This is a genomic window from uncultured Holdemanella sp., from assembly GCF_934754935.1.
Taxonomy (GTDB): Bacteria; Bacillota_I; Bacilli_A; order Erysipelotrichales; family Erysipelotrichaceae; genus Holdemanella.
The window spans coordinates 1-25,706 of record NZ_CAKVJB010000014.1 but is presented as its reverse complement, the minus strand read 5'-3'; the positions used below and the strand labels follow the sequence as shown (position 1 = coordinate 25,706).

Here is a 25,706-nt window from a genome sequence, read left to right as displayed (position 1 = left end):
CAAGATGCCTTCTTTAGAATTGTATTATTAGTCTCTTCCGTTAAATGCGTATTTATATAAGTCGAAGATCAATTCTTTAGTACATGGACGAGGGTTACCACCTGTACATACGTCAGCCATAGCTGAATCTGTTAATGTTGGTAAGTCTTCTTCTTTAACACCAATTTCTTTTAAGCTTTGAGCAATACCACAATCTTTACTTAATTGAATAACGGCATCGATAGCTGCTTGACGATATTCTTCTTGAGACATTTCATCAACACCTTCAACTCCCATTACACGAGCGATTTCTCTAAATTTTTCACCTGTGTAGTCTTTGTTGAATTCCATAACATATGGAAGTAATGTAGCACAAGCTACACCATGAGGGATTCCGTAGAATGCGCTTAATGGGTGAGCCATACCGTGGTCAACACCTAAACCAACGTTAGAGAATGCCATACCTGTCATATATTGTCCTAAAGCCATGTCTTCACGTCCTTTTGGATCGTTAACACATGCAGCACGTAAGCTTCTTGAAATGATTTCGATAGCTTTTAAGTTTAATGTATCTGCAAGTTCCCAAGCAGCTAAAGTTGTATATCCTTCAATAGCGTGAGTTAATGCGTCAAGACCAGTACTAGCAGTTAAGCCTTTTGGCATACTTGACATCATTTCTGGGTCGATGATCGCAACAACTGGAATATCGTGAGCATCTACACAAACGAATTTTCTTTTCTTTTCAGTATCTGTAATTACATAGTTGATTGTAGTTTCAGCTGCAGTACCTGCTGTAGTAGCGATTGCGATAACTGGGATTGATTTGTTTTTAGTTGGAGCAACACCTTCCAAGCTAACAACATCTTCAAATTCAGGGTTAGCCAAGATAATTCCAATACCTTTACAAGTATCTTGTGGGCTTCCACCACCAATAGCGATTAGATAGTCAGCACCAGCAGCTTTAGCTGCTTTTACACCGTTTTTAACTTGTTCAACAGTTGGGTTTGCCTTAACTTCATCATAAATTTCGTAAGGAAGTCCAGCTTCATCTAATAAGTCTGTGACTTTAGTAGCTACACCAAATTTGATCAAGTCTTTATCAGTGACAACTAAACCTTTCTTTAATCCACGTGCTTTAACTTCTGTAACCACTTCTTTGATGGCTCCAGCACCATGATAACTTGTTTCATTTAAAATAAAACGATTTGCCATAAGTATTATTTCCTCCTTGTATACTTGTTAATTTCATTTTACGAGTTCAAGCGCTTACATACAAGTTACAGATTGATAATAATGTCACATATGAACGAAAATGAATAAAAATGATTGACGATGAATCAAAATGAATGTATGTTTTAGATATGAGGTGAAAATATGGCTAGAATTAATATTGATGGTGAACAGAATGTTGAGGTTTCAATTAAAATTCCATGTGAAAAGAGTTATTCTGAACAATTAGAAATTATGGAGGCTTATACGAAAGTACACAAAGAAAATAGTTCTAAAAATAAGGCGATTCGTGAAGTGAAATGTTTAAAAGTATTATTTCCTCGTTTGTTTAGAAGTATTGAATCCGATGATTTGATTGCAGGGCGATTGGATTTTTTACCCATTGGATTTGGTAGTGTGACAAGTATTGGTGGAGTAGGGCACTATTGTGTTTTCCATAAGCTTCGTGCTTTTAAAGAACATTTAAATACTGATGAAGAGAAGGCAAGAGTGGATGCGTTATATGACTATTGGCAAGATCATGATGTAAAGAGTATTTATTGCCAGGATGTATTGAACGAAGATACAACAGGTCGCTTCATTGATTGTAAATATCCATTTATGGCAACAGCTCGCTTGTCCGGTATGATGTTAGACTATAAGAAACTCGTTACATTAGGCATTAATGGATTGGTTGAATTGATTCAAAGTTATCCTACAAATGAGTTTATGCAAGCATGTTTAGAAAGTATGTATCTCTTTAAATCTGTTATTCGCAAACAAATCGATTTGGTTAATCAAAGCTATACGTTGGATGAATCTAGAAATCATGATTTAGATTTAATGAAACACGATTTGGAATATATACTAGAACATAAACCAGCTACTTTCCATCAGGCTCTTCAATTATTCTGGCTATATGCATTATGTGCAGGCTGCATTAACTATGGGCGTTTGGACATCGTGCTTGGACCATTTTTAAAAAAGGATATGGATTCTGGATTGATTGATGAAAATGAGGCTTATCGCTATTTAAAATCATTATGGAAAATGATTGAAAATAGAAGGACAACTGTAAATGGCCGAATCATTGTAGGTGGTAAAGGAAGAGAAAATGTTGAAGCGTGTGATTTATTTACAAGAATTTGTTTAAAAGTATGTAAAGATACTCGCTATGTCGAACCACAATTTACATTGCGTTTTGATTCAAATACGCCAAAAGATATCATGGACATGGCCTATGAATGTATTGCCAGTGGAGCAACGTATCCAACCTTATATAATGATGATGTGAATGTGGATGCTGTGCAATATGCGATGCGTGTGGATCGCAAAACAGCTGAACAATATATTCCATTTGGATGTGGAGAATTTGTGATTCAAGGAAAAAGTGTGGGAACACCAAATACGTTATTGAATCTAACTAAAATATTACAACTCGCTTTAAATGCAGGATATGATCCAATGGACCATATATATAAGGCAGGTCCAGTTAAAGTATTGCCACTATCTAGTTTTAGAACATTTGAAGAATTCTATGATCAATATAAAGTGTTATTAGATTACTATTTTGATTTAAGTGTATATTGTCAAAAACACTCATATGAAGTGATGAATCAAGAAGTCAGTTTCTTGTTTAATTCGATCTTAATGGATGATTGTTTGGCTCGACAAAAGGCCATATTAGATGGAGGTATTGAAATTTTAGGTGGTACAAATGAAACCTATGGAAATATCAATACGAGTGATGCCTTATATGCAATCAAAGCATTAGTGTATGATCAAAAGAAATATACTCTTGAAGAATTAAATGAGGCAGCTTTACATAATTTTTCTGGATATGAATACTTACGTAAAGAGATTTTATCTTTACCTAAATACGGAAATGATATTAGCGATGTGGATGAAATGGCCAATGACTTATATGAATATGTAGCGAAAGGTATTCGTAATCGAGGTATTTTAAATGGAATGGACTATTATTTAATTGTGATTTCAAATAATCAAACAAATACAGATTGGGGACATCAAACCGATGCAAGCTTAGATGGACGTTTACAAGGCGTATACTTAAATCCGGCTAATAATCCGCAAGGATATGCTGCAAATAATGGGCCAACAGCCGTATTGAATTCATTGAGTAAATTTAAGGCAAAGTATCATGGGGGAAGTGTTCAAAATATTAAGTTTACTCCTCGTATGATGCATGAAGATAAAGAGAAAGTAAAAGTATTATTTGATACATACTTTAAAAAAGGTGGATGTCAATTAATGGTTACCGTTGTGGATCATGGTCAGTTAGAAGATGCACAAAAACATCCAGAAAAATATCCGGATTTAATTGTTCGTGTAGCAGGATATAGTGCTGTTTTTGTGAATTTGACCAAAGATGTTCAGGATGAACTATTAAGTAGGACTTTATATGATTAGAGTATCGAATATTGAAAAATTTGCCACGCACGATGGCCCGGGTATTCGTACAACTGTTTTTTTAAAGGGATGTCCTTTACATTGTCCTTGGTGCGCCAATCCTGAAACATGGAATATTGAACATGTACTAATGCATGATGATAGAAAATGTGTTGAGTGTAAGACTTGTATGCATGTATGTAGCCAACATGCCATTTCATTTCCATTTAAATGGGACAAGGAAAAATGTATATATTGTAAAAAATGCGAGGATGCTTGTTTACAAGATGCGATTTCTTTTGCGGGTAAAGATATGGAAATTGATGACGTACTCAAGGAAATTTTAAAGGATAAGGATTATTTTGATCAATCCAATGGTGGAGTCACAATTAGTGGAGGAGAGCCCTTTATGCAGTTTGATGCATTTTTAGAATTGATCAAACAATGCAAAGAAAAAAGATTACATGTAGCAGTAGAAACAACGGGAAACTATAGTTTGGATAAGTTGAAGCAGGCATTACCATATATTGATTTATTTTTAATGGACTTAAAACATTTGGATGCACAAAAATTAAAGGATGTTACGGGCGGCAATTTAAATTTGATTTTAAATAATTTTACATATCTAGCTAAGAATTGTCCCAAGAAAGTTATTGTCAGAATGCCAGTGATTCCAAGGTTCAATGATGATATTTGTGAAGATGTCATTAAGTTTTGTGCAAGTTTAAAACTTAGTGAAGTTAACCTTCTACCGTTTCATACAATGGGAAAAAATAAATGGAATCAATTGAATAAAGAGTTTGTTTATGATAAAGATAAAATGATGGAGCGTAAAATCTTAACTCCATATATTGAAATGGGTAAACAATTAGGTGTGTATGTAAAAATAGGAGGATAATATGCTTTCAAAAGAAAGAATGGTTCGGATTGTGCAGCTGTTAGAAGAAAGACAATTTGTGACTGTAAAAGAATTACAAGAAAGTTTTGATGTTTCTAGATCAAGTGTAATGCGCGATTTGATTGAATTAGAAAATCAAGGCTTGATTCAAAGAGAGCGCGGTGGCGCTAGTTTGAAGAGTGTGAGTACGACACTTACAAACTATAATGAAATGTCCATCGTTTCAAAAGAAAACATGAATATGGAAGAAAAACAATTAATCTGTGCACACGCAGCTCGTAGTATTCGTGATGGAGATTGTGTATATATTGATTCGGGTACTACGCCTGTACATCTTTTAGATTATATTCAAGATAAGAGAATTAAACTTGTGACACCAAGTATTTATTTGATTCGAAAACTACCAGCTAGTTTTAAAGGAGATATTTTCTTGTTGGGAGGAGAATTCAATCGTTCTTATGATACAAGCTATGGTTCTTTAACTTTAGATATGATTCGACAATTTCATTTTGATCATGCCTTTTTAAGTACGAATGGTATTGATTTAGAAAATGGGAATGTGTATGTATTTGATTTTAATGTTGGGGCATGTAAAAAGGCTATTATGGACTGTAGTGAAAAATGTGATTTATTGATAGACGCATCTAAATACGGTGTAAAAGCCATGTGTAATTGGGCGAATTTAAAAGATTTCCATAGCGTTTATGTGGATAGGTATGTAAATGGTAAAGAAATACCAGAAAATTTTGTGGTATGTAAAGGAGAAGAAGAAAATGAAGACAAATGATCCAAAAAAATTAGCATTATTAGAAAGTTTAAAAGGAGGACTTATAGTTTCTTGTCAAACGCAAAAAGATGAGCCAATTTATACAGAAGATATGGTTGTGAAAATGGCGGAATGCGCAAAATGGGGTGGTGCTGTAGGATTGCGTTTAAATTCTCCAGAACAAATTCGTAAAGTCAAAGAAGCCAATTTAGGATTACCTATTGTTGGTTTATATAAAGTATGGCACGAGGATACAGATGTATTTATTACGCCGACGATGAAAGAAGTAGACGAAATTGTAGAAGCAGGTGCAGATATTATTGCGATAGATTGTACAGCACAAAAAACACATGAAGGTACGATTGCGTGGGATCTACTTCCTCAAGTACGTAAGAAGTATCCAAATCATTTAATTTTTGCGGATGTATCTAATTTAGAAGAGGCAAAACATGCCAGCGCAAATGGTGCAGAAATTGTAGCTCCAACATTATATGGATATACGAAGGAAACAGCACATATTGAAGGGGCGGATTTTAGAATGGTAGCTGATATGTGTCGTGAACTTCAAGATGAAGCCTGCATCATCATGGAAGGACATATTTATTCGCCAGAAGATGCGATGAAATGTATTTTTGTTGGATGTCATAGTGTTGTTGTGGGAAGTGCTATTACACGTCCTCACTATGTCACAAAGCGTTTTGTGGATTGTTTAGGTAAATATCAAGATAATTGGCGTGATGCAGAACGTGCAAAACATACGAATGAGTTAAAGTAAGGGCAATGAAAATTGCTCTTTTTGAGTGCTTAAAAAAGCATTCTGATATGTTTTGTGCTAAAATAACAATAATTTAGTTTTGGAGGGATTTTGTGGAAAATTTATTATTTAGCTTAAATGCGACCATTCCCATCTTTTTATTGATGGTTGTCGGTTATTTCTTAAATAAAATGAATATTTTAGAAGATGCTTTGGCATCCAAACTAAATTCATTTGTCTTTAAAGTGTCATTGCCACTATTGTTGTTTGTCGATGTGTCTAAATCTAATTTTAAAGATCTTTGGGATACAAAGTTTGTCGTATTTTGTGTTGTATCTACTCTAATTAGTATTCTATTGTCTATATTATTTTCATTACGTTTAAAAGATAAAACAATTCAAGGTGAATTTATTCAAGCTTGTTACAGAAGTAGTGCAGCTTTGTTAGGACTTGCTTTAACAGCGAATATTTATCCAGATGTAGGGGTTGCACCATTAATGTTGATGAGTGTGGTATTTGTTTATAACGTAGTATCCGTTGTGATTCTATCTTTCTTTAAGGCTGAACAATCTAAGGTTGATTATAAGAAAACATTCATTGGGATTTTAAAGAATCCTCTGATTCTAGGAATTGTGATAGGTGTACTTGTTAGTTTATTACCATTTCAATTGCCTCAAGTTATCAATAAAACGATTTCAATGATTGCAAGTACGGCAACACCACTTGGCTTAATGGCAATGGGAGCCACTTTTGATTTTGATCAGGCAAAAGGAGAATTAAAACCATCTTTATTCTGTACATTTATGAAGTTAATTGGTTTTTGTGCTATCTTCTTACCAATAGGGGCTTTATTAGAATTTAGAAATCAAGCCTTAGTTGCCATTTTGATTATGTGTGGATCCAGTACAACGGTATCTGGTTTTGTGATGGCTAAAAGTATGGGGCATAAAGGTGTTTTAACATCAAGTGTAGTGATGCTGACAACACTGCTAAGTGCTTTTAGTATTACATTTTGGTTAACAATATTAAAATCATTTGGATTGATTTAATTGACCTAAAGTTTACTTTAGGGTGTAAAATAGTAAAAAGATTTTAGGGAGGGAAAGTATGGAATTGTTTTTAGAATCATTCCCAAAAATATTTGTATCAGGAATTATAATGACATTACCACTTGCGCTCGTATCATTTATTTTTGCGATGATAATAGCTATTGTATGCGCCATGGTTCAATATGCGAAAGTACCAATTATGAAATATGTCGTTCAATTTTATATATGGATATTTAGAGGAACGCCAATGTTAGTGCAATTGTTCATTATGTATTTTGGGATGCAGTCGATTGGTGTGCGTATTTCAGCTATGACGGCCGCTATTATCGTATTCTCATTAAATACAGGCGCTTATTGTGCTGAAACCATTCGTGGATCGATTGAAAGTGTACCGCAAGGACAAATGGAAGCTGGATACTGTGTAGGGATGAGCTATATGCAGATTATGATGCATATTGTTTTACCACAAGCTTTTCGAAGTGCTTTTCCATCTTTGTTTAATAACTTGATTTCACTTGTTAAAGATACATCTTTAGCTGCCAATATTACAGTAACAGAAATGTTTATGCAGACCGAAAGAATTGCGGGAAGAACCTATCAGTTTATGCAGTTGTATATCGAAGTTGCTTTAGTGTATTTGATTTTCTGTACAGTTTTAACTTGGCTGCAAGCTTGGGGTGAAAAGAAGCTGAATTATTATCAGACAGGGAGATAGAGTATGGCTTTATTAGAAATTAAAGATATTCATAAATCGTTTGGAAATTTACATGTTTTAAAAGGCATTGATCTAACTGTTCATAAAGGGGATGTTGTTGCGATACTAGGTCCTTCAGGATCAGGTAAGACAACTTTACTTCGTTGTATGAATTATTTAGAGACAGCGGATGCAGGAACTATGTTTTTTAAAGATCAATCTTATGATTTGTCAAATACATCAAAAAAGGATGTTGCTGATCTTAGAAAGCATACGGGATTTGTATTTCAAAATTACAATTTATTTGCGAATAAGACAGCTCTACAAAATGTAACCATAGGTTTAACAGTAGCACGAAATGTTTCTAAAGACCAAGCCAATGAGATTGGTATGCAGATGCTTGAAAAAGTAGGGATGAAAGATCGTGCTAATCATTATCCCTCACAATTATCAGGTGGACAACAACAGCGTGTCGCAATCGCAAGAGCATTAGCTACAAGTCCAGACATCATTTATTTTGATGAGCCAACTTCAGCACTCGATCCAGAATTGATTCAAGAAGTATTAAGTGTAATGAAAACATTGGCTAATGAAGGGATGACTATGGTTGTGGTTACGCATGAGATGTCTTTTGCGAAACATGTTTCTAATCATGTGATTTTGATGGAAGAAGGAAAAATAGTTGAAGAGGGTAATTCAAAGGATTTCTTTGAAAATCCTCAACAAGAACGAACAAAAGAATTTTTAAGGAAAGAGGAAATGTAAGATGAAAAAATTATTAACAGGTTTATTAAGTGCAGCTATGGTATTTACTTTAGCAGGATGTGGATCTTCTAAAGACCATTTAGCTACGATTCAAGATAAAGGTGAAATCACAATAGGTTTAGAAGGGGATTGGCAACCATTCTCTTATCATGATAAGAATGATAAATTGGTGGGTGTTGATGTGGAAGTTGCCAAAAATATTGCCAAGAAATTAGGGGTAAAAGCCAATATAGTAGAAAGTAAATGGGATGGATTATTAACAGGTCTATCAACAGGTACGTATGATTTAGTTGTTAATGGTGTCGATATCACAAAGGAAAGAGAAAAGAAATTTGATTTCTCAACACCTTATGCATATGATCATACAGTCTTAGTTGTTCGTAACGATAATACGACAATCACTTCGTTTGATGATTTAAAAGGAAAGACAACGGCCAATTCGATTGGATCTACTTATATGGAATTGGGTGAAGATTATGGGGCTACTGTAAAAGGTGTAGATGATTTAACGAAATGTATGGATCTTGTAAAGAGTGGTGGTGTGGATGCGACAATCAATGCGGCTACTTCAATCAATGATTATCTTCAAACGACAAAGGATAGTTCATTTAAAATTGTAGATCAATCCAAAGAATCTACACCCTATGCGATTCCAATGGTAAAAGGTGATGATAATGCTTCTTTAAAGAAAGCTGTAAACAAGGCTTTAAAAGAATTGAAAGAAGATGGAACTTTATCTAAGATTTCAATTAAATATTTTGGTGAGGATCTGACAAAAGAATAAGCGGCTATGCCGTTTTTCTTTTTATTCATTATAATAAAAATAATTTATAGCCAGGTATAAATAAATAGAATTTGAATATAACAATCGTTCTTTGTACAATAGACTCAAATTTTAGGAGGAACTATTTTATGTCAGAATTAAAGAATCAAATTTCTCAATTTATAGATACAAACGCTAAAACATATCAAGATATTTCTTTAGCAATTCATGCCAAACCAGAAGTCAGTGACTTTGAATATTTTGCCTCAAAAACATTGAGTGAACAATTAAAAAAAGAAGGCTTTGAGATTGAATTGCCTGCAGCAGGACATCGAACTGGTTTTGCGGCAACCTACAAAAGTAATAAACCAGGTCCTACGGTTGTCTTTCTTGCAGAATATGATGCACTTGCAGGATTAGGCCATGGCTGTGGTCACAATGTATTTGGCGCTACTTCTTCTCTTGCCGGTGCTGCCTTAAAAAGTGTAGTGGATCAAATTGGTGGAGAGGTACGTGTATATGGAACACCAGGAGAAGAGGGTGGCCAAAATGGAAGTGCCAAAGGTTCTTTTGTGAAAAAGGGTTATTTAAAAGATGTAGATTTTGCCTTATGTGTACATCCTGGTTCAGGACCAGAAGATGGATTAAGTACACGTAATTATGCGTGTGCACCTGTTGATATTGAATTCTGGGGAAAACCAGCTCATGCAGCGGGCTGCCCTCAAGACGGTATCAATGCATTGGATGCACAGATTTTAACGTATGCCGCAATTGGTGTTTTGCGTCAACAACTAACAGATCGTATTCGTATTCATGGTGTGATTGTTGAGGGTGGAACAGCTCCTAATGTGATTCCGGAATATACAAAGGCAAAATATTATATTCGTGCTGCTGATATTGATACGTTGCATGAATTATATGAGAAAGTAGAAAATATTGTGAAGGGTTCAGCTTTGCAGACGGGTTGTACTTCAAGTATGAAGTTGTACCAAAATCTTGTGGAAAATATGGTGTTGACACCTTCTTTAGATGCGATCTATGAAAAATATATTACAGAACTTGGCAATACTGTAAAACATGTAGAAGATGTGGTAATACCAGGAAGTAGTGATGTGGGTAATATTAGTCAGGTTGTACCTACGATTCAGCCTCACATTAGTATTACAGATGTACAGATTGCAGGACATAGTCAAGATATGGTGAATGCTTCATGTAGCCAAAAGGCAATGGATGCGATTGTCAAAGGTGCAAAAGCATTGGCTTTTACGGCACTTGAATTATTTGAAAATCCAGAGGAGCTTGCGAAAGTTAAAGAGGATCATGCTTGGCATGTAGAACATCAAAAGGAAAATTAATTTTTTAACATTTAAAGAGCTTATCAAGCTCTTTTATTTTGGATTCTTGAAAATTAATAAATATACATTAAAATAGTATAAATAAAAGGAGAATGAAAATGACGCTTCAACAATTGCTCTATGTATTAACGGTGTCCGATGAGAAAACTATGAATAAGGCGGCTGAAAAGCTTTTCGTATCTCAGCCTACTTTAACATCTGCCATTCAATCACTTGAAAAAGAACTGGATATTCAAATCTTTAATCGTACAAGTCATGGAGTTACTGTAACGCAACAAGGACGAGAATTTTTAACGTACGCAAGACAGCTCTATCAACAATATGAATTATTAAAGAATCGATATGAAGATGAAAGTTTAAGAAGAATTAAGTTTCGCGTATCCTGTCAACACTATTCATTTGCGACCAAAGCATTTGTGGATACAGTGAAGAAATATGGAACTTCCAAATATGATTTTGCGATCAGTGAAACCAAGACGATGCATGTGATTGAAGATGTGGGAAACTCAGTAAGTGAGATTGGAATCTTATATTTATCCAACTATAATCGTCATTTTATGATGAAACAATTTGATGAGTGGAATTTAGAATTTCATAAATTAGCTAATTGCGATGCCTTTGTGTATTTGTATAAGGGACATCCTCTTGCCAAGAAAAAATCCATTACCTATGAAGAGTTGCTACCGTATCCAAACATGACTTTTGATCAAGGAGACAATCCTTCTATGTATACTGCGGAGGAGATATTGGTTGAAAATGAATTTCCTAGAAAGATACAAGTCAATGATCGTGCAACAATGCTGAATTTAATGCGAGGTTTGAATGGATATACGTTATGTTCTGGAATTATTAGTAAAGATTTGAATGGGGATGACTATGTAGTTGTTCCATATGAGGCAAATGTGGAGAATCCAAATTCCATGATGGAAATTGGTTATATCACAAGAAAATACACGGTATTAAGTGAAATTGGCAGTACGTATATTCAAACGATGAAGGATTATTTTAGTAATAAATAAAATTTATAACTGCTTCAAAAATTTAACAATTAGACAATAACTAAACCTTCTTGTAGAATACAGACATGCAAGGAGGAAACGAATATGAAAACAATGATGATGTCAATGATGCAAATGTATATGTGTATAAATGTGACCCGGTTTTCGATTCGTTTGTCGCGTATTTGAGTGCGCAAAGGCCGGGGTAAGTCCTCGGCTTTTTTTGTTAGATTGGAGTGTTATAAATGATTAATATAGAACATTTAGATAAAACCTATCATTTAAAGAATGCGGACGTACATGCCGTAGATGATGTTTCATTGCATATTGAAAGTGGACAAATCTATGGAGTGATTGGATATTCTGGTGCAGGTAAAAGTACTTTGGTGCGATGCTTGAATTTTTTAGAAATTCCAGATTCTGGAAGTATTGAAATTGAGGGGTTTGGTAAGGTAAGCGCAAAACAAGGAAGTTTAGATATCAGTCAAAAAAAATTAAGAGAGTTAAGACGATCAATCGGAATGATTTTTCAACATTTTAACTTATTAGATCGAAGTACAGTATTTGATAATGTGGCCTACCCATTAAAATATACAGGCTTATCAAAAAAAGAAATTGAAACTCGTGTCGATGAATTATTAGATCTTGTAGATTTGGCAGATAAAAAATATGTCTATCCATCACAATTATCAGGTGGACAAAAACAGCGTGTAGCCATCGCAAGAGCCTTGTCCAACAATCCAAAGGTGTTACTTAGTGATGAAGCAACTTCTGCTCTAGATCCAGATGCGACAGAATCGATTTTAAAATTATTGAAGGATTTAAATAAAAGATTAGGAATAACAATTATTTTGATTACTCATGAAATGAGTGTGATTAAATCTATCGCAAATCGTGTGGCGGTTATGGAAAATGGTAAAGTTGTTGAAGAAGGGGATGTATATGATATCTTCGCTAATCCAAAAGAAGAAATCACAAAGAAATTTATCAATTCAGCTTCTGCTTTATCAAATATCACGAAGTTGATTGAGAATAAGACAATTATTCCTACAGATAGTAAATTGGTTAAACTTACGTTCACTAGAGATAGTGTGGGTAGTGCAACTATTTCAAAGATATCTCGTGAATACAATGTGGATGTAAATATCATGTTGGCTAATGTGGATGTGGTCAATGCGGATGCCTTGGGAGGAATCATTGCTTCTGTTGAAGGAACAAAGGAAAATGTTCAGGCGGCCATTGATTTTCTACATGAATCGAATGTAAGGGTGGAGGTGATTCATAATGCCTAAATTTATAGCGGATTTCTTTCCAAACGTTGCCAATTACTGGGATATATTTTTAACCGCATTGAATGCGACTTATCAAATGTTTTTCATCGCAGGACTTATCACATTATTGATAGGAGGTGCCTTTGGAATTTCATTGATTGTAACTAAAGCCGATGGTATTAAGCCAAATCGAATAGTTCACTTTATTTTAGAAGTCATCACAAATGTTTTTAGAGCCGTACCATTTATTATTTTATTGATTTTCTTGATTCCATTAACACGAAGTATTGCAGGTACTTCGATTGGAGTCAAAGGAGCAATCGTTCCATTGGTATTTGGAGCTGTTCCATTTTATACAAGACAAGTAGAAACGGCATTAGCGGATGTAAATCCAGGAAAGATTGAAGCCGCAAGAAGCATGGGAAGCTCAACATTAGGAATTATCTTTCGTGTCTATCTACATGAGGCATTACCTGATTTGATTCGTGTAACAACCATTACAGCTATTTCATTAATTGGACTTACAACTTCTGCAGGTGCAGTTGGTGCTGGTGGAATTGGTTCGTTCGCAATCAATTATGGACAAAACTTACATTATCAAGATGTTGTGAATTTATGTGTTATCTTACTATTGATCATTGTTTCGTTGATTCAATTGTTGGGTAATACATTATCGAGTGCAACCACAAATAAAGAATTATTTCATAAATAAATAAGGAGAAAAGGATTATGAAGACAAACAAACTATTTAAAACATTTTTAACAGCAGGCTTAGTAGCTACAACATTACTTACAGGATGTTCATCTCAATCATCAAGTGAACCTGTAAAAATTGGAATTCCAAGTGATGCCACAAATGGAGGAAGAGGATTATTGCTTCTAGAAAAAGCAGGCTTGATTGACGTGGATGACAAGGCTGGTTGGACTCCAGAATTGAAGGATGTCACAAAGTATAAATACAATATTGAAATTGTTCCTACACAAGCTAACACTTTAGTTTCGACTTTGGATGATTTTGGAGCTGCCACAATCAATGGTACATATGCGATTCCAGCGGGATTAAAACCTAAAAAGGATGGCTTGATTACAGAAGTACAAGAAGTAGGAAGTGACAATCCATTTATTAATGTGATCGTTGCACGTACAGCTGATAAAGATAATGAAGATTATCAAAAGGTAGTAAAGGCATACCAAAGTCAGGTGGTAGCTGAATATATTCTAGAAAAGAATAAAGGAGCGAGTGTCCCTGCATTTGAATATGATAAAGATTATACAGTGGATAAAAACTTTGTGAGCGATATTGAAGGATATCAATCAAGTTCAGATGGAAAGAAAGTTATTAAGATTGGTACTTGTGGTTCTGCCGATACATTTAGAGCGGTACAAAAAGTATTAGACGATGAAAATTCTGGAATCTATTTAGATGTAGTTGTTTTTGATGCATATAACTTACCAAATGAAGCTTTAAATAATGGTGAAATTGATTTGAACTCATTCCAACACAAAGCATATTTAGAAAATGAATGTAAAGCACAAGGATATGATTTAACAGCAATTGGTGATACTAGTTCTGCTCCATTGTCTTTATATTCAAAGAAAGTGGATTCTTTAAAAGCATTAAAAGAATTAGCTGGTAAAAAAGAAGACTAAATTAAAAAGCCGATTTATTTCGGCTTTTTACTTCATAAATTGTTCAATATCGTCCTTCAGCTCATCACTAAACTCTTCTAAATCATCCATAGTGATTGCTTCATCACGTAATAATCCTAACAAGATCCAAAGCATGTTTGATCGAGAAACATCTCTTGCCAAAACACCAGGACTTTTATAATCATCATAAATTTTCTTTCGTAGTGCCCAGTATTTATCGGATGATAATGCATCTGAATTTAGGATATCTTTATATTCTTCAACCAATTTGTCCATATAGGCTTCTTGCCAGCCACCTAGTTTCTTTCTAAATAATTTCCAATCTTTTTCCATGTTGACCTCCTATTTGTCTTTACATTCTTCCATTAATTCATCAATATAAGAATCATCAATGTCAAATCCTAAGTAACATAAGCCACGATATATATAGTTGATATCGCTTAAATTCAGGATTTGATACATCAATTCTTTTTTCTTGTCGTTGATCAAAGACATATCATAATCACTCGTGTTGCCACAAGGATGTGTGCACGTTTTACAACCTGGTGATATCTTGTCTTTTTCTTCATGTACTAAATCAATTAGATCTTGTGTAACCGTATGATTTCTTAGATGTTGAAGACAATCTATGATGATCGTGTCTGTATGTTCTGTTTTTGGATTTGAATCCACAGTTTTTGAAAGTCCAATTAAAGTGGACCATAGTTTAGTTTCCATCACATTTCACCTCTTCATTAAAATAAGTATCTGGATAGGGTTCATCCTTTAAAGTATAGTGCCACCACTCGGATTCTAAAGGGATAAATCCGTTGTCTAACATCAAATTTCTTAATGTCATGCGATTGTTGATTTGATGATTCGTTAATCCTTTTGTGTATAATGGACTCGAAATATCGCCAAAATAATCAAAATAAGATCCCATATCTAATTCTTTTCCTGTTTTTTCATCAACTAAAGTTAAATCAACAGTACTACCTCTGGTATGTGCTGATTTTTCGATGATAAAGTCATTCTCAAAAAGATATTTTTTGGAATATTCAGGAAAGAAAATGGATTTCATTTTATCATCTTCAGTATCTTTCCAAGTCATGAAATGATCTAGGGCACTTTGCGGTCTGTAGGCATCCCATATCTTTAATCGATATCCCATTTGTCTCGCCTTTGAGTTGATTGTTTTTAATTGTTCCACCAATTCTTTTGTTCCTAACGCTACCGGATCTATGTAGCCATCAATAATTTCACCAATGAAATTGTAAGTTGTGCAATAGCGTATTTCTAAAAGAATATCGGGGATTTCTTTTTGTATATTTAATAATTTCATGTGTATATTCTAATACATTTGTTTATGTTAATCTACTCATGTTTTGTGTATAATACTTTCTAGAAATGAGGTAATAAACAATGAAATTTAGTGATATTGATTTTTCAGCCATTTCAAGAATGATGGACAATATGAGTGATGAAGAAAAGAATAAGTTAAATGACATGGCTCAAAATATGATGAATAATATGAAACAAAATGAAGAGCCTGAAGAAGAAACTGACTTTTATGAAGCTTTAAATATTAATGAAGAGGATTATACAGATTTTCCTGGAAGTGTATTAGACCAGATTGAAGCAGGAAGTGATTTAGAAGTGTATTATGAGGATGTCAAGGATGCAGATTTTAGTGCAAGTGCCTTATTCTATGCGAAAGCTACTTTAAATATGTTACGCAAATACATCTATCCAGTATTTAAAAATTTCTTTGATGGATTTAATAATCCTTCAACCACAACAATCTATTCTTATTTGTATCCTTTGATGAATGAAGATAATATTCATAAATTGTTTGATGAAGAATTTGGTACGCCAGAAGGATGGATGGAACTTAAAAATGCGCTTCAACAAATCTATATTATCTTAAATCGTGCTGAATATGATTTTGTGAGTTATGAAGATTTACAATTATTAAAAGATATTTTATTTAATCAAGAAGTGTTATTGAAAATTAAGAGTCTATGAAAAAATTAAAAATAAATACGTGTCTTGAACCCATGGATGAATGGACATATGAATCATATGTGAGTGATTATATATTTGAGAATGTATTGATCGAAGAAAGTTTAGATAATATCACAATCGATGGGTGTAAATTTAGTAAGTGTCAATTTAAAGATTGTAGCTTCAGTTTTTGTGAATGTATGGATATTATTTTTGATCACTGTGAATTTGAAAATGTACACTTTAATCAATGTAGCTTAAGTCGAGTTCATTTCATTTCTTGTCGAATTAGTGGAATGGAACTTTCACAAAGCTTAATGCAGGATGTGTTGTTTCAATTATGTAAAGGTCATTATTGTGATTTTGGTGGTAGTACATTTAAAGATTGCATGTTTGATACTAATGATTTAACAGGTTCAGGATTCATACAGTGTAATTTTAAACATGTTTCTTTTGATAAGTGTGTTTTAAATTCAACGGAATGGTTTAACACGGAATTAAAAAAGCTTGATTTCTCAAGCTGTGAAATTGAAAATATAGCCGTGTCGAGTGATAAATTAACAGGAGTTGTCGTAAATTCATCCCAAGCACTTGAATTTGTGAAACTTTTAGGTATTGTAGTTAAAGATTGATATATTGTTTCAATCTCTCTGGCATGGATTCAATCAACATATTGACGAGTGTTTCAATGTTTAGATACATATTTTTTTCTACCCATGATTTTGTCATTTCAATAGAACCGTGACAATACATTTGAAGCAAGAAATCTAGTTGTGAATCAATGGTTGTCTTTGTCTCGATTTTCTTTTTGTAGAAATCGTAGATACAACGATAGTCATAGTTTGTCAAAGAATTGTAGTCATCTTCTTTGAAGGCTTCTTTAAAGAAAGTGCTTTGGCTTTGAATGAATGTAAACTTTTTGATCAAGGCTTCTTTTAAAGTGGTTTGATCCGCCATTTCTTTAAAAGAATCCAGGCATAGCTTTTCAAAATACCAATTGACTAAATCTTCTTTATCTTCAAAATTACGATAAAATGTTTGTCTTGTTAGACCGGCCTCTTTTGTGATCTGCGTTACCGTAATTTTGTTTAAGGGTTGTGTTTTTAATAAGTTTAATAGCGCGTTTGCGATTGTTAATTTTGTATCGTTCATATAACTATTATATGTCATGACAATTGACTTTAAAAGGGGACTAGCTTAAAATTAAAGAAAAGAGTTAGAGGAGTAATGAATATGCAGTTAGGCGAATCGATGGAAGATTATTTAGAGGCCATTTTAGTTTTATCAAAATGTTTAGATCATGTTCGTAGCGTTGATGTCGCAAGTTATTTGGGTTTTTCTAAGCCTAGCGTTTCACATGCCGTAAAATTATTGTCTGAACAAGGATTGATTGTTTTAGATGTGAGTAAATTTTTAACTTTGAGTGAAGAAGGAAAGAAAATCGCAGAAGAAACGTATGCGCGTCATACTTTCTTTTCGGAAATGCTACAAAATATTGGAGTACCTAAAAATATCGCAACAGAAGATGCTTGTCGTATAGAACATGTGATTTCACAAGAAACTTTTGAGGCAATTAAAAAGTATTATCAAAATAATAAAGATTAGCTATAGATTGTATCTGTAGCTTTTATTTTGAAAGGAATGAGGAAAATGAGACCAGAAATATTAGCACCTGTAGGAAGTATGGAAGCATTAAATGCAGCTTTAGCTGCAGGTTGTGATGCCATATATTTTGGATTGCCTAGTTTTGGAGCAAGGGCATTCGCAAATAATTTTGATTTAGAAACCACAAAAGCCGTTATTGAAAGATGTCATTTGTGTGGTGTAAAAGTATATATTACGATGAATACTATATTATATGAGGATGAAATTGAGGATGCTTATCAAATGGCAAAAAAGGTTCATTCTTATGGTGTGGATGCTTTGATTATTCAAGATTTAGGATTCATCCATCTTTTACATCATAGACTACCAAATTTGGTGTTACATGCTTCGACTCAGCTTTCTATTTCAAACCCTTATCAAATTAAACAATTAAAAAAGTTAGGTGTAAAGCGTGTAGTTTTGGCAAGAGAGTGCACAAAAGAAGAAATTCAAGCATGTGTGGATACAGGTATTGAAGTGGAAGTTTTTGTGCATGGAGCTTTGTGTATTTGTTATTCGGGACAATGTTACTTTTCAAGTGTACATTATGGACGAAGTGGAAATCGAGGTATGTGTGCGCAGCCTTGTCGAATGAAATATAGTCTTTATGAAGATGGCAATAAAGTAGATACACATGGAGAATATGTATTAAGTCCAAAAGATCTATCTTTGATGGATGAAGTGAATACACTAGCCAATATGGGTGTTTGTTCGTTAAAAATTGAAGGACGAATGAAGAGAGCTCCTTATGTATATGAGAGTGTTTCTCAAGTGAAAAAAGTATTAGAGAATATGCAACGAAGTAATTTGGATGAACAGAACCTACGTGTTACATTCAATCGTGAATATACTTTAGGCCATATGTATAAGGCGAGTGGCAATGAATTGATGAATAATAAGACTTGTAATCATCAGGGAATTGAAATTGGTAAAGTTGTAAAGGTAAATAAAAATAAGATTTGTATTCAATTAAGTCAAGATCTGCATCAAAATGATGGGATTCGTTTTGAAAGAGAAAACTTGGGTTGTCATGTGAATTTTATGTATGATAAGAAACAAAAGTTGATTTCTTTTATGCCTAAAAACAATACCGTTCTTATCGAAGGCCCTGTAGGTGTGCATGTTGGTAGTATTGTTCGTAAAACAATGGATTATGAATTGAATAAAACAATTGATGAAAGAATTCGTAGATCGAATCGTCAAAGCATAGTCAATGCGGTTGTAACTTGTAGTGCAGTTGGAATGCCAATGGTGATGGAAGTATATAATGATAGAACAAGCATTTGTGTTTCTACGGATATTAATAGTGTTAAAGCTTTAAAGCGTGCAACGGATGAAGAAACATTGAATAAACAGTTTTCTAAGACAAAAGATAGTTGGGCAAGCTTTGATCAGATTGAATATCATTTAGGTGACGATATTTATTTTCCAATTTCCGTGATGAATCAACTTCGTAGGGATGCTCTTGAGAAGATGAAAGAGGCTTGTCTAAAACAAGAAGCAATTGTTGAATATGATTATGTGTTTATGCCAAAAGAAAGTAAAACTTCATTTGATTTGTTTGAAATCAATGCAATGAATCAAAAGGTGGATGATTCTTCTAGTTATGTAAGTGAAATGTTGCATAATGAAGGTGTAATAGATAGGTCAAATATTACAGGTATAGATGGATTTGTGAATGCGCATTTAGGTAAAGGAAAAATTGTAGATTCATTAAATGTTTCCAATTCTTATGCAGTAGCTGCAATTTTAGAGATGGGATATGAAAGTTGTGTTTTAAGTGATGAGTGTGATAAGTATCAAGTTGAAGCATTGATGACGGCATTTTTGAATCGTTATCATTTTGAGGCTCCAGTTTATAAGACTTTATATCAGAAACGTCGTTTGATGACGATGAATTATTGTCCTGTAAATACGGCTTTAAAAGATGGAAAACGAGTAAATTGTGGATTGTGTCATAGTCATCGTTATGAGTTAGCAGGTTTAGATGGTAAACGTGTCTTCTTACTTGGAGATAAAGATTGTCATATGCGATTATATGATGTGAATGTTACGGATGAAATTCAAAATCGAAAAGATTATGAATCATATGGAATAAAACATTTTCGGTTTGTGTTTACTGATGAGAACGAAGAGGAAGTTAAAAGCGCTTTCAGGGCCTATAATCGTTGATTTTAGATGGCTTGCGTGCTATTATTTTATTAGCTTAAGGCTTAGAGGAGGATATTTTAATTATGCCTATTATTGTTGATGTATATGCTCGTGAAGTTCTAGATTCACGTGGAAACCCAACTGTTGAAGTTGAAGTAACTACAGAATCTGGTGCTTACGGACGTGCTATGGTACCAAGTGGTGCAAGTACTGGTGTTCGTGAAGCTTTAGAATTACGTGATGGAGACAAAGCTCGTTACTTAGGAAAAGGAACAACTCAAGCTGTTGAAAACGTAAACACTAAAATTGCTCCAAAAATTATCGGTATGGATTGCCGTGACCAGGTATTAATTGACAAAACAATGTTAGAATTGGATGGAGATCCATTCAAGAAAAATTTAGGTGCTAACGCTACTTTAGGTGTTTCTATGGCTTGTGCTTTAGCAGCTGCTGATTTCTACGGAGAACCTTTATACAAATACTTCGGTGGATTCAACGGAAAAACATTGCCAGTTCCTATGTGCAACGTTATCAACGGTGGATCACACGCTGACTCTACAGTAGATTTCCAAGAATTCATGATTATGCCAGTTGGTGCTAAGAGTGAAAAAGAAGCTGTTCGTATGGCTGCTGAAACTTTCCACGCTTTAAAATCTGTATTAAAGAAAAAAGGATACAACACTAACGTTGGTGATGAAGGTGGATTTGCTCCAAGCTGTAAAGATGGAAACGAAGAACCTCTTGAATTATTAGTTGAAGCTATGGAAGCTGCTGGATATGTTCCAGGAAAAGACATGAAGATCGCAATGGATGTTGCTGCTAGTGAATTCCACAACACTGAAACTGGATTATATGAATTGAAAAAATCTGGTCAAGGAACTAAGACTAGTGATGAAATGATCGACATGTATGAAGAATGGATCGCTAAATACCCAATCATCTCTATCGAAGATGGATTAGGAGAAAGCGACTGGGACGGATGGAAAAAATTAACTGACCGTCTAGGAGACAAAGTACAATTAGTTGGTGATGACTTATTCGTAACTAACCCTTCAATCCTTTACGAAGGAATCGAAAAAGGAATCGCTAATGCGATCTTAATCAAAGTTAACCAAATCGGTACTTTAACTGAAACATTCGACGCTATCGAAATGGCTAAGAAACACGGATACACTTGCATCGTATCTCACCGTTCAGGAGAAACTGAAGACACTACAATCGCTGACATCGCTGTTGGATTGAACGCAGGACAAATCAAGACTGGTTCATTAAGCCGTACAGACCGTATTGCTAAATACAACCGTTTAATGCGTATTGAAGACGAATTGAACCAACGTGGAACTGTTAACGTTGCAGAATATCTTGGAGACAAGACTTTCTACAACTTACCAGCTGTTGAATTCAAAAAGTAGTATTTCACTAAGAACTTTAGCTAAATAAGACCCTTCGGGGTCTTTTTTTTTGGTTCGTTTCGTATTACTATTAAACAAGTAGAAGGAAGTGCTATATGGTTAGGGCAATAGTTTGTGATTTAGACGGTTCTTTGATGAATCCAAGTAGTGGAATCTATGTAAAGAAAGCTGTTAAAGAGGCATTGATTGAAGTTGAAAAGAAAAATGTTTTAGTCATTTTAAATTCAGCTCGATGCTTTCAAGGCGTATATCCATTATCTAAGCAGATTTTGATGCAAGACTTTGGTGGATATGTCATTAGTTGTAATGGAGCTCATTGTTTTGATGTGAAAACGAAAAAGACGATGTTTGAGTATTCCATTTCAAATAATGATGTTTCATTTATTTGGCAATACGCATTAAAACATGATTTAGGTGTTGGTTATAGTCAACCTGATTATTTTGTGGCCAATAAAATGACACATGGATTTGAACTGGATATGCATAATTGTGATGTGGATTACATTTTGACAAATCACATGGAAAAGTATCTAAAGGATTCTGTGTGGAAAGTGTCTATATCGGATTCAAAAGAGAATATTGATTTGATTTATGATTCTATGAAAGATCATATTGAATCAAACTGCAATGTAAAAGTTGTGCATAGTACAGATACGATGATTGACATTATTCATAAGGATTGTGAAAAGCTAAATAGTGTGAATCGTTTGTTGTCTGAACTTAAAATCTCTTGGGAAGATGTCAGTTCTATTGGAGATGGCTCAAGTGATGCACCTGTTTTAGAAACGTCTGGTTTAGGTGTAACACTTGAGAATGGTTGTGAAGCGTGTAAAAAAGTCGCAAAGAAAATTGTTCCTTCATGTTATGAAGATGGCTGTATAGAATGGTTAAAGGAGTTGTAAAGATGAGAGTAGTCGATATGCATTGTGATACGGTTCTAGAATTATTGAGTCGTGATTTAAAAGGAAAAGAGGCAAGTTTATATTCAAATGATTTGTCGATCGATTTAGAAAAAATGAAGAAGGGTAATTATTTATTACAGAATTTTGCGCTTTTTACAGATCAGAAAGAACTAGCTATTCCTGAACAACAGACAATGCGCTTATATGATGAGTATTGTACACAAATGGATAAGTATGCAGATTATATTGCACCTGTATATACGTTTAGTGATATTGAAAAGAATGACAAAGAAGGAAAATTATCAAGTTTGTTGACACTTGAAGATGGTGGTGTATGCTTCAATGATTTAGCTATGTTAAGAAACTACTATCGTATGGGTGTAAGAATGATTGCTCTTACTTGGAACTATGAGAATGGTATTGGTTATCCAAATCTTTCAATGAAAGATATGAATGGAAATCAACCTAACTATAAGCGTAGTGTCGATACAGAAAGAGGATTGACAGAGTTTGGTATTTCATATGTAAAAGAAATGGAAAGACTAGGTATGATTATTGATGTTTCTCACTTGAATGATGCAGGTTTCTATGATGTATTAAAATATACGACAAAACCATTTGTGGCATCACACTCAAATGCGAGAAGTGTATGTAATGTAGCCCGTAATATGAGTGATGATATGATTCTTCAATTGGCTAAACGTGGTGGTGTCATGGGTCTTAACTTCTGTGGCAGTTTCTTGGCAGATCGAAACGATCACAAGAGTTGTGTAGAAGATATGGTCAAACATATTCTATATATCAAGGACTTAGCTGGAATTGATGTCATTGGATTGGGTACAGATTTTGATGGTATTTCATGTCCTTTAGAAATTAAAGATGCTTCTATGATGAATCTATTAGAAGAAGCTTTATATAAGGCAGGACTTACACAAGAAGAAGTCGAAAAAATCTTCTATAAGAATGTATTAAGAGTTTATAAAGAAGTTTTGTAAATGGATCATTGATCCATTTTTTTTATGATATCGGGAAAAGGAATGGTAATAGATACGCCTGGAATGAGAGAACTCGGAATGTGGAGTGTAGAGGATGGAATTGATCATACTTTTTTGGACATTGAAGAACTAACAAGGAAGTGCAGATTCAGCGATTGCTCTCATGAAAACGAGACGGGATGTGCAGTGAGACAGGCTGTGAAGGACGGATTGATTGCAGAAGAACGATATAGAACGTATATGAAATTAAAAGCAGAGAATGTATACAATAAAAATGCAGTTGATTATCTTGCTGCTAAGAAAAGGAAATTCAAACAGATTGCCAAATTAAATAAACATAATTATAAACAATAAATGAAGAGCCAGACGCAAAAGACGCAGAGTCGCTAATTCTAAAGGATTTGAATTTAGAATTGTGGCTTTTTATATTGCAATACCATGAGTTAAAAAGAAATGGAGAAAAAGAAAATGAAGGAAAATATTATCATTCGATTGGAAAGAGAAAATGAATACCATGAGGTAGAAAATCTGGTAAGGGAGAGTTTCTGGAATGTGTATCGCCCAGGTTGTCTGGAGTATTATGTACTCCATCAGCTTCGCAACGATCCGGCATTTGTTCCAAAATTGGATTTTGTCATGACATTAGATGGACAGTTGATTGGACAGAACATGTTTATGAAGGCTGTGATTGCAGCCGATGATGGCAGAAGTATTCCGATTATGACCATGGGACCGATCTGTATTGCACCGGAGCTTAAAAGGAAGGGGTATGGAAAGATTTTACTGGATTATTCTCTGGAAAAAGCGGATTTAAACAGGCAAGCGAGCTTGGCATCCGCTATCATGGATTGCCGGAAGGCGAGGATGCATCTTTCTTTCTGTGCAAAGAACTGATACCGGGATATCTTAATGGAATTACAGGAGAGTATGCACCTCCGGCAGGGTATCTGGTAAATGAAAAGGAAGCAGAGGCATTTGATAGAGAGTTCCTGTATATGGAGAAGAAAAAACTTCTGGGACAGATTTTTGAATGATGAAAAGCAGGAGGTAAATTTAGGTGAAAGCAATGGAAAAAGACTGGTATCAGAAAAATTGGACGCTGGATATTCAGAATATGTCATGGGTAGAAGACACCAACAGACAAGTAGATTTTCTAATCAAGCAGTTACATTTAAAAGGAACGGAAAAAATACTTGATCTTGCATGTGGATTTGGTCGGCACTCACTGGAGTTTGCCAGACGTGGGTATGATGTTACCGGTATTGATATTACACCGGCGTACATAGATTATGCAAACGAGCAGGCAAAAAAAGAAAATTTGAATGCAAAGTTCATTTGTTAGGACATTCGCACGATCACATTTGATAAGAAATTTGATGTTGTGCTGAATATGGCGGATGGAGCAATAGGATATCTTGAAGACGATGGGGAAAATCATAAGATTTTTTCTGTCATTGCGAAAGCATTAAAAAATGGTGGAAAGCACTTTATGGATATCATGAATGGAAGCTATGCCCAAACACATTTCCCTTGCAAGTTATGGGATGCAGGAGAAAAGGGACTTACATTATCTGCTTTTGAATGGGAGAAGGATAGAAAAACGCTGATATATGGGCAGGTAGACTATATGTATGGAGAAGCACTTTATAAGCCTGAAATGAAAGAAGGAAATCCTATAAGGTTATATAGTTTGGATGAAATCACGGAGATATTCTGTAAATTAGGACTTCGTATTTGTAACAGCTTTGCTGATTTCAGTGGAAAGCCGAGTTCTGATAATGATATTCAATTGATGGTTTATTCCATACGGGAATAAATCTTCATCAAATCTTTATTTTTTTCTGTTAGGTTATATTTCAGTAAGAAATGAAATATAGAAGGAAGGATAGTAAAGATGGAAATGATGTTACAGACACAAAATCTATGTAAATATTTTAGAAAACAAAAAGCGGTAAATAATGTTTCACTTAATATAGAAAAGAAACAGATTTATGGACTGCTTGGACCGAATGGTGCGGGAAAATCTACCACATTGAAAATGTTGACCGGTATGATGAAA

Annotated in this window: 30 protein-coding genes; 25 read left to right on the top strand and 5 right to left on the bottom strand. The window is 34.3% G+C overall.

Annotated features, from left to right (window positions below; genetic code table 11):
* Positions 1–27: 27 nt before the first annotated feature.
* Entirely contained in the window at positions 28–1,191 is a 1,164-nt protein-coding gene (gene fucO / locus Q0E86_RS05165) for a lactaldehyde reductase (RefSeq protein WP_295755025.1), read from the bottom strand.
* 162 nt (positions 1,192–1,353) lie between these two features.
* Between fucO and Q0E86_RS05160 the strand changes: the two genes are divergently transcribed.
* The 13 genes from Q0E86_RS05160 (at position 1,354) to Q0E86_RS05100 (ending at position 14,560) form a co-directional block, all read left to right on the top strand.
* Positions 1,354–3,618, top strand: coding sequence for a pyruvate formate lyase family protein (locus tag Q0E86_RS05160; protein ID WP_295755023.1), 2,265 nt, complete (start codon positions 1,354–1,356; stop codon positions 3,616–3,618).
* Positions 3,611–4,495 carry a glycyl-radical enzyme activating protein gene (locus Q0E86_RS05155; RefSeq protein ID WP_295755021.1) on the top strand — a complete coding sequence of 295 codons (885 nt, stop codon included), beginning with the start codon at positions 3,611–3,613 and terminating at the stop codon, positions 4,493–4,495. Before Q0E86_RS05160 ends, Q0E86_RS05155 begins: the two co-directional genes overlap by 8 nt.
* A gap of 1 nt (position 4,496) precedes the next feature.
* Positions 4,497–5,282, top strand: coding sequence for a DeoR/GlpR family DNA-binding transcription regulator (locus tag Q0E86_RS05150; protein WP_295755020.1), 786 nt, complete (start codon positions 4,497–4,499; stop codon positions 5,280–5,282).
* Entirely contained in the window at positions 5,269–6,036 is a 768-nt protein-coding gene (locus Q0E86_RS05145; RefSeq protein ID WP_295755018.1) for an N-acetylmannosamine-6-phosphate 2-epimerase, read from the top strand. Before Q0E86_RS05150 ends, Q0E86_RS05145 begins: the two co-directional genes overlap by 14 nt.
* Positions 6,037–6,128: 92 nt before the next feature.
* On the top strand, positions 6,129–7,064 hold the full coding sequence (locus Q0E86_RS05140; protein ID WP_295755016.1) for an AEC family transporter: 936 nt from the start codon (positions 6,129–6,131) through the stop codon (positions 7,062–7,064).
* Between the two features lie 58 nt (positions 7,065–7,122).
* Entirely contained in the window at positions 7,123–7,779 is a 657-nt protein-coding gene (locus Q0E86_RS05135) for an amino acid ABC transporter permease (protein ID WP_295755015.1), read from the top strand.
* 3 nt (positions 7,780–7,782) lie between these two features.
* Positions 7,783–8,523, top strand: coding sequence for an amino acid ABC transporter ATP-binding protein (locus Q0E86_RS05130; RefSeq protein WP_295755013.1), 741 nt, complete (start codon positions 7,783–7,785; stop codon positions 8,521–8,523).
* A gap of 1 nt (position 8,524) precedes the next feature.
* On the top strand, positions 8,525–9,307 hold the full coding sequence (locus Q0E86_RS05125; RefSeq protein WP_295755011.1) for a transporter substrate-binding domain-containing protein: 783 nt from the start codon (positions 8,525–8,527) through the stop codon (positions 9,305–9,307).
* A 128-nt stretch (positions 9,308–9,435) separates the two neighbouring features.
* On the top strand, positions 9,436–10,641 hold the full coding sequence (locus tag Q0E86_RS05120; RefSeq protein WP_295755009.1) for a M20 family metallopeptidase: 1,206 nt from the start codon (positions 9,436–9,438) through the stop codon (positions 10,639–10,641).
* A 98-nt stretch (positions 10,642–10,739) separates the two neighbouring features.
* Entirely contained in the window at positions 10,740–11,660 is a 921-nt protein-coding gene (locus tag Q0E86_RS05115; RefSeq protein ID WP_295755007.1) for a LysR family transcriptional regulator, read from the top strand.
* A gap of 224 nt (positions 11,661–11,884) precedes the next feature.
* Positions 11,885–12,931 carry a methionine ABC transporter ATP-binding protein gene (locus tag Q0E86_RS05110; protein WP_295755005.1) on the top strand — a complete coding sequence of 349 codons (1,047 nt, stop codon included), beginning with the start codon at positions 11,885–11,887 and terminating at the stop codon, positions 12,929–12,931.
* Entirely contained in the window at positions 12,924–13,622 is a 699-nt protein-coding gene (locus tag Q0E86_RS05105) for a methionine ABC transporter permease (RefSeq protein ID WP_295755004.1), read from the top strand. Before Q0E86_RS05110 ends, Q0E86_RS05105 begins: the two co-directional genes overlap by 8 nt.
* 17 nt (positions 13,623–13,639) lie before the next feature.
* Positions 13,640–14,560 carry a MetQ/NlpA family ABC transporter substrate-binding protein gene (locus tag Q0E86_RS05100; protein ID WP_295755002.1) on the top strand — a complete coding sequence of 307 codons (921 nt, stop codon included), beginning with the start codon at positions 13,640–13,642 and terminating at the stop codon, positions 14,558–14,560.
* 27 nt (positions 14,561–14,587) lie between these two features.
* Here Q0E86_RS05100 and Q0E86_RS05095 read toward each other — a convergent pair whose 3' ends face one another.
* Genes Q0E86_RS05095 through Q0E86_RS05085 form a run of 3 tightly spaced genes read right to left on the bottom strand, consistent with a single transcriptional unit; the run spans position 14,588 to position 15,881 of the window.
* The gene (locus Q0E86_RS05095) at positions 14,588–14,893 is read right to left on the bottom strand and encodes a multidrug transporter (RefSeq protein ID WP_295755001.1); all 306 of its coding nucleotides are present in this window, start codon (positions 14,891–14,893) and stop codon (positions 14,588–14,590) included.
* A gap of 9 nt (positions 14,894–14,902) precedes the next feature.
* On the bottom strand, positions 14,903–15,277 hold the full coding sequence (locus tag Q0E86_RS05090) for a hypothetical protein (RefSeq protein WP_295754999.1): 375 nt from the start codon (positions 15,275–15,277) through the stop codon (positions 14,903–14,905).
* Positions 15,267–15,881: a M15 family metallopeptidase gene (locus Q0E86_RS05085; RefSeq protein WP_295754997.1), complete on the bottom strand. Its 615-nt coding sequence runs from the start codon at positions 15,879–15,881 to the stop codon at positions 15,267–15,269. Before Q0E86_RS05085 ends, Q0E86_RS05090 begins: the two co-directional genes overlap by 11 nt.
* 80 nt (positions 15,882–15,961) lie before the next feature.
* On the opposite strand from Q0E86_RS05085, the gene Q0E86_RS05080 reads away from it, so the two are divergent.
* Together Q0E86_RS05080 and Q0E86_RS05075 are read left to right on the top strand one after the other, a co-directional pair.
* Entirely contained in the window at positions 15,962–16,564 is a 603-nt protein-coding gene (locus Q0E86_RS05080; protein ID WP_295754995.1) for a hypothetical protein, read from the top strand.
* Positions 16,561–17,175 (top strand): pentapeptide repeat-containing protein, encoded by a 615-nt coding sequence (locus Q0E86_RS05075; RefSeq protein WP_295754993.1) that lies wholly within the window; start codon positions 16,561–16,563, stop codon positions 17,173–17,175. The genes Q0E86_RS05080 and Q0E86_RS05075 overlap by 4 nt, the downstream gene beginning before the upstream one ends.
* On the opposite strand, the gene Q0E86_RS05070 is transcribed toward Q0E86_RS05075, so the two are convergent.
* Entirely contained in the window at positions 17,165–17,695 is a 531-nt protein-coding gene (locus Q0E86_RS05070; RefSeq protein ID WP_295754992.1) for a TetR/AcrR family transcriptional regulator, read from the bottom strand. The genes Q0E86_RS05075 and Q0E86_RS05070 overlap by 11 nt on opposite strands.
* Positions 17,696–17,776: 81 nt before the next feature.
* Here Q0E86_RS05070 and Q0E86_RS05065 point away from each other — a divergent pair, with 81 nt between their 5' ends.
* The 10 genes from Q0E86_RS05065 to Q0E86_RS05020 form a co-directional block, all read left to right on the top strand.
* Positions 17,777–18,148: a metal-dependent transcriptional regulator gene (locus Q0E86_RS05065; protein ID WP_118319178.1), complete on the top strand. Its 372-nt coding sequence runs from the start codon at positions 17,777–17,779 to the stop codon at positions 18,146–18,148.
* 45 nt (positions 18,149–18,193) lie between these two features.
* Positions 18,194–20,359 carry a U32 family peptidase gene (locus Q0E86_RS05060; protein ID WP_295754988.1) on the top strand — a complete coding sequence of 722 codons (2,166 nt, stop codon included), beginning with the start codon at positions 18,194–18,196 and terminating at the stop codon, positions 20,357–20,359.
* 62 nt (positions 20,360–20,421) lie between these two features.
* On the top strand, positions 20,422–21,750 hold the full coding sequence (gene eno / locus Q0E86_RS05055) for a phosphopyruvate hydratase (RefSeq protein WP_118356950.1): 1,329 nt from the start codon (positions 20,422–20,424) through the stop codon (positions 21,748–21,750).
* A 95-nt stretch (positions 21,751–21,845) separates the two neighbouring features.
* A complete protein-coding gene (locus Q0E86_RS05050; RefSeq protein WP_295754987.1) occupies positions 21,846–22,652 on the top strand; it encodes a Cof-type HAD-IIB family hydrolase in 807 nt (268 codons plus the stop codon).
* Between the two features lie 2 nt (positions 22,653–22,654).
* Positions 22,655–23,647, top strand: coding sequence for a dipeptidase (locus Q0E86_RS05045; protein ID WP_295754986.1), 993 nt, complete (start codon positions 22,655–22,657; stop codon positions 23,645–23,647).
* 78 nt (positions 23,648–23,725) lie between these two features.
* A complete protein-coding gene (locus Q0E86_RS05040; protein WP_295754984.1) occupies positions 23,726–24,001 on the top strand; it encodes a hypothetical protein in 276 nt (91 codons plus the stop codon).
* Positions 24,002–24,115: 114 nt separating this feature from the next.
* Positions 24,116–24,541 (top strand): GNAT family N-acetyltransferase, encoded by a 426-nt coding sequence (locus Q0E86_RS05035; protein WP_295754982.1) that lies wholly within the window; start codon positions 24,116–24,118, stop codon positions 24,539–24,541.
* A gap of 172 nt (positions 24,542–24,713) precedes the next feature.
* The gene (locus tag Q0E86_RS05030; RefSeq protein WP_295755082.1) at positions 24,714–24,989 is read left to right on the top strand and encodes a class I SAM-dependent methyltransferase; all 276 of its coding nucleotides are present in this window, start codon (positions 24,714–24,716) and stop codon (positions 24,987–24,989) included.
* Positions 24,990–25,037: 48 nt separating this feature from the next.
* Positions 25,038–25,463: a hypothetical protein gene (locus Q0E86_RS05025; protein WP_295754980.1), complete on the top strand. Its 426-nt coding sequence runs from the start codon at positions 25,038–25,040 to the stop codon at positions 25,461–25,463.
* 78 nt (positions 25,464–25,541) lie between these two features.
* Positions 25,542–25,706 (top strand): ATP-binding cassette domain-containing protein (locus Q0E86_RS05020; protein ID WP_295755081.1); only part of this gene is annotated, 165 nt, incomplete at its 3' end.

Coding starts and splice junctions, on each gene's coding strand:
- Q0E86_RS05045 (WP_295754986.1), top strand. CDS start 22,655: ATGAGAGTAGTCGATATGCATTGTGATACGGTTCTAGAATTATTGAGT.
- Q0E86_RS05070 (WP_295754992.1), bottom strand. CDS start 17,695: ATGAACGATACAAAATTAACAATCGCAAACGCGCTATTAAACTTATTA.
- Q0E86_RS05060 (WP_295754988.1), top strand. CDS start 18,194: ATGAGACCAGAAATATTAGCACCTGTAGGAAGTATGGAAGCATTAAAT.
- Q0E86_RS05150 (WP_295755020.1), top strand. CDS start 4,497: ATGCTTTCAAAAGAAAGAATGGTTCGGATTGTGCAGCTGTTAGAAGAA.
- eno (WP_118356950.1), top strand. CDS start 20,422: ATGCCTATTATTGTTGATGTATATGCTCGTGAAGTTCTAGATTCACGT.
- fucO (WP_295755025.1), bottom strand. CDS start 1,191: ATGGCAAATCGTTTTATTTTAAATGAAACAAGTTATCATGGTGCTGGA.
- Q0E86_RS05085 (WP_295754997.1), bottom strand. CDS start 15,881: ATGAAATTATTAAATATACAAAAAGAAATCCCCGATATTCTTTTAGAA.
- Q0E86_RS05155 (WP_295755021.1), top strand. CDS start 3,611: ATGATTAGAGTATCGAATATTGAAAAATTTGCCACGCACGATGGCCCG.
- Q0E86_RS05095 (WP_295755001.1), bottom strand. CDS start 14,893: ATGGAAAAAGATTGGAAATTATTTAGAAAGAAACTAGGTGGCTGGCAA.
- Q0E86_RS05145 (WP_295755018.1), top strand. CDS start 5,269: ATGAAGACAAATGATCCAAAAAAATTAGCATTATTAGAAAGTTTAAAA.
- Q0E86_RS05160 (WP_295755023.1), top strand. CDS start 1,354: ATGGCTAGAATTAATATTGATGGTGAACAGAATGTTGAGGTTTCAATT.
- Q0E86_RS05105 (WP_295755004.1), top strand. CDS start 12,924: ATGCCTAAATTTATAGCGGATTTCTTTCCAAACGTTGCCAATTACTGG.
- Q0E86_RS05110 (WP_295755005.1), top strand. CDS start 11,885: ATGATTAATATAGAACATTTAGATAAAACCTATCATTTAAAGAATGCG.
- Q0E86_RS05025 (WP_295754980.1), top strand. CDS start 25,038: ATGGCGGATGGAGCAATAGGATATCTTGAAGACGATGGGGAAAATCAT.
- Q0E86_RS05115 (WP_295755007.1), top strand. CDS start 10,740: ATGACGCTTCAACAATTGCTCTATGTATTAACGGTGTCCGATGAGAAA.
- Q0E86_RS05135 (WP_295755015.1), top strand. CDS start 7,123: ATGGAATTGTTTTTAGAATCATTCCCAAAAATATTTGTATCAGGAATT.
- Q0E86_RS05100 (WP_295755002.1), top strand. CDS start 13,640: ATGAAGACAAACAAACTATTTAAAACATTTTTAACAGCAGGCTTAGTA.
- Q0E86_RS05125 (WP_295755011.1), top strand. CDS start 8,525: ATGAAAAAATTATTAACAGGTTTATTAAGTGCAGCTATGGTATTTACT.
- Q0E86_RS05035 (WP_295754982.1), top strand. CDS start 24,116: ATGAAGGAAAATATTATCATTCGATTGGAAAGAGAAAATGAATACCAT.
- Q0E86_RS05120 (WP_295755009.1), top strand. CDS start 9,436: ATGTCAGAATTAAAGAATCAAATTTCTCAATTTATAGATACAAACGCT.
- Q0E86_RS05080 (WP_295754995.1), top strand. CDS start 15,962: ATGAAATTTAGTGATATTGATTTTTCAGCCATTTCAAGAATGATGGAC.
- Q0E86_RS05030 (WP_295755082.1), top strand. CDS start 24,714: ATGGAAAAAGACTGGTATCAGAAAAATTGGACGCTGGATATTCAGAAT.
- Q0E86_RS05075 (WP_295754993.1), top strand. CDS start 16,561: ATGAAAAAATTAAAAATAAATACGTGTCTTGAACCCATGGATGAATGG.
- Q0E86_RS05090 (WP_295754999.1), bottom strand. CDS start 15,277: ATGGAAACTAAACTATGGTCCACTTTAATTGGACTTTCAAAAACTGTG.
- Q0E86_RS05040 (WP_295754984.1), top strand. CDS start 23,726: ATGTGGAGTGTAGAGGATGGAATTGATCATACTTTTTTGGACATTGAA.
- Q0E86_RS05065 (WP_118319178.1), top strand. CDS start 17,777: ATGCAGTTAGGCGAATCGATGGAAGATTATTTAGAGGCCATTTTAGTT.
- Q0E86_RS05050 (WP_295754987.1), top strand. CDS start 21,846: ATGGTTAGGGCAATAGTTTGTGATTTAGACGGTTCTTTGATGAATCCA.
- Q0E86_RS05130 (WP_295755013.1), top strand. CDS start 7,783: ATGGCTTTATTAGAAATTAAAGATATTCATAAATCGTTTGGAAATTTA.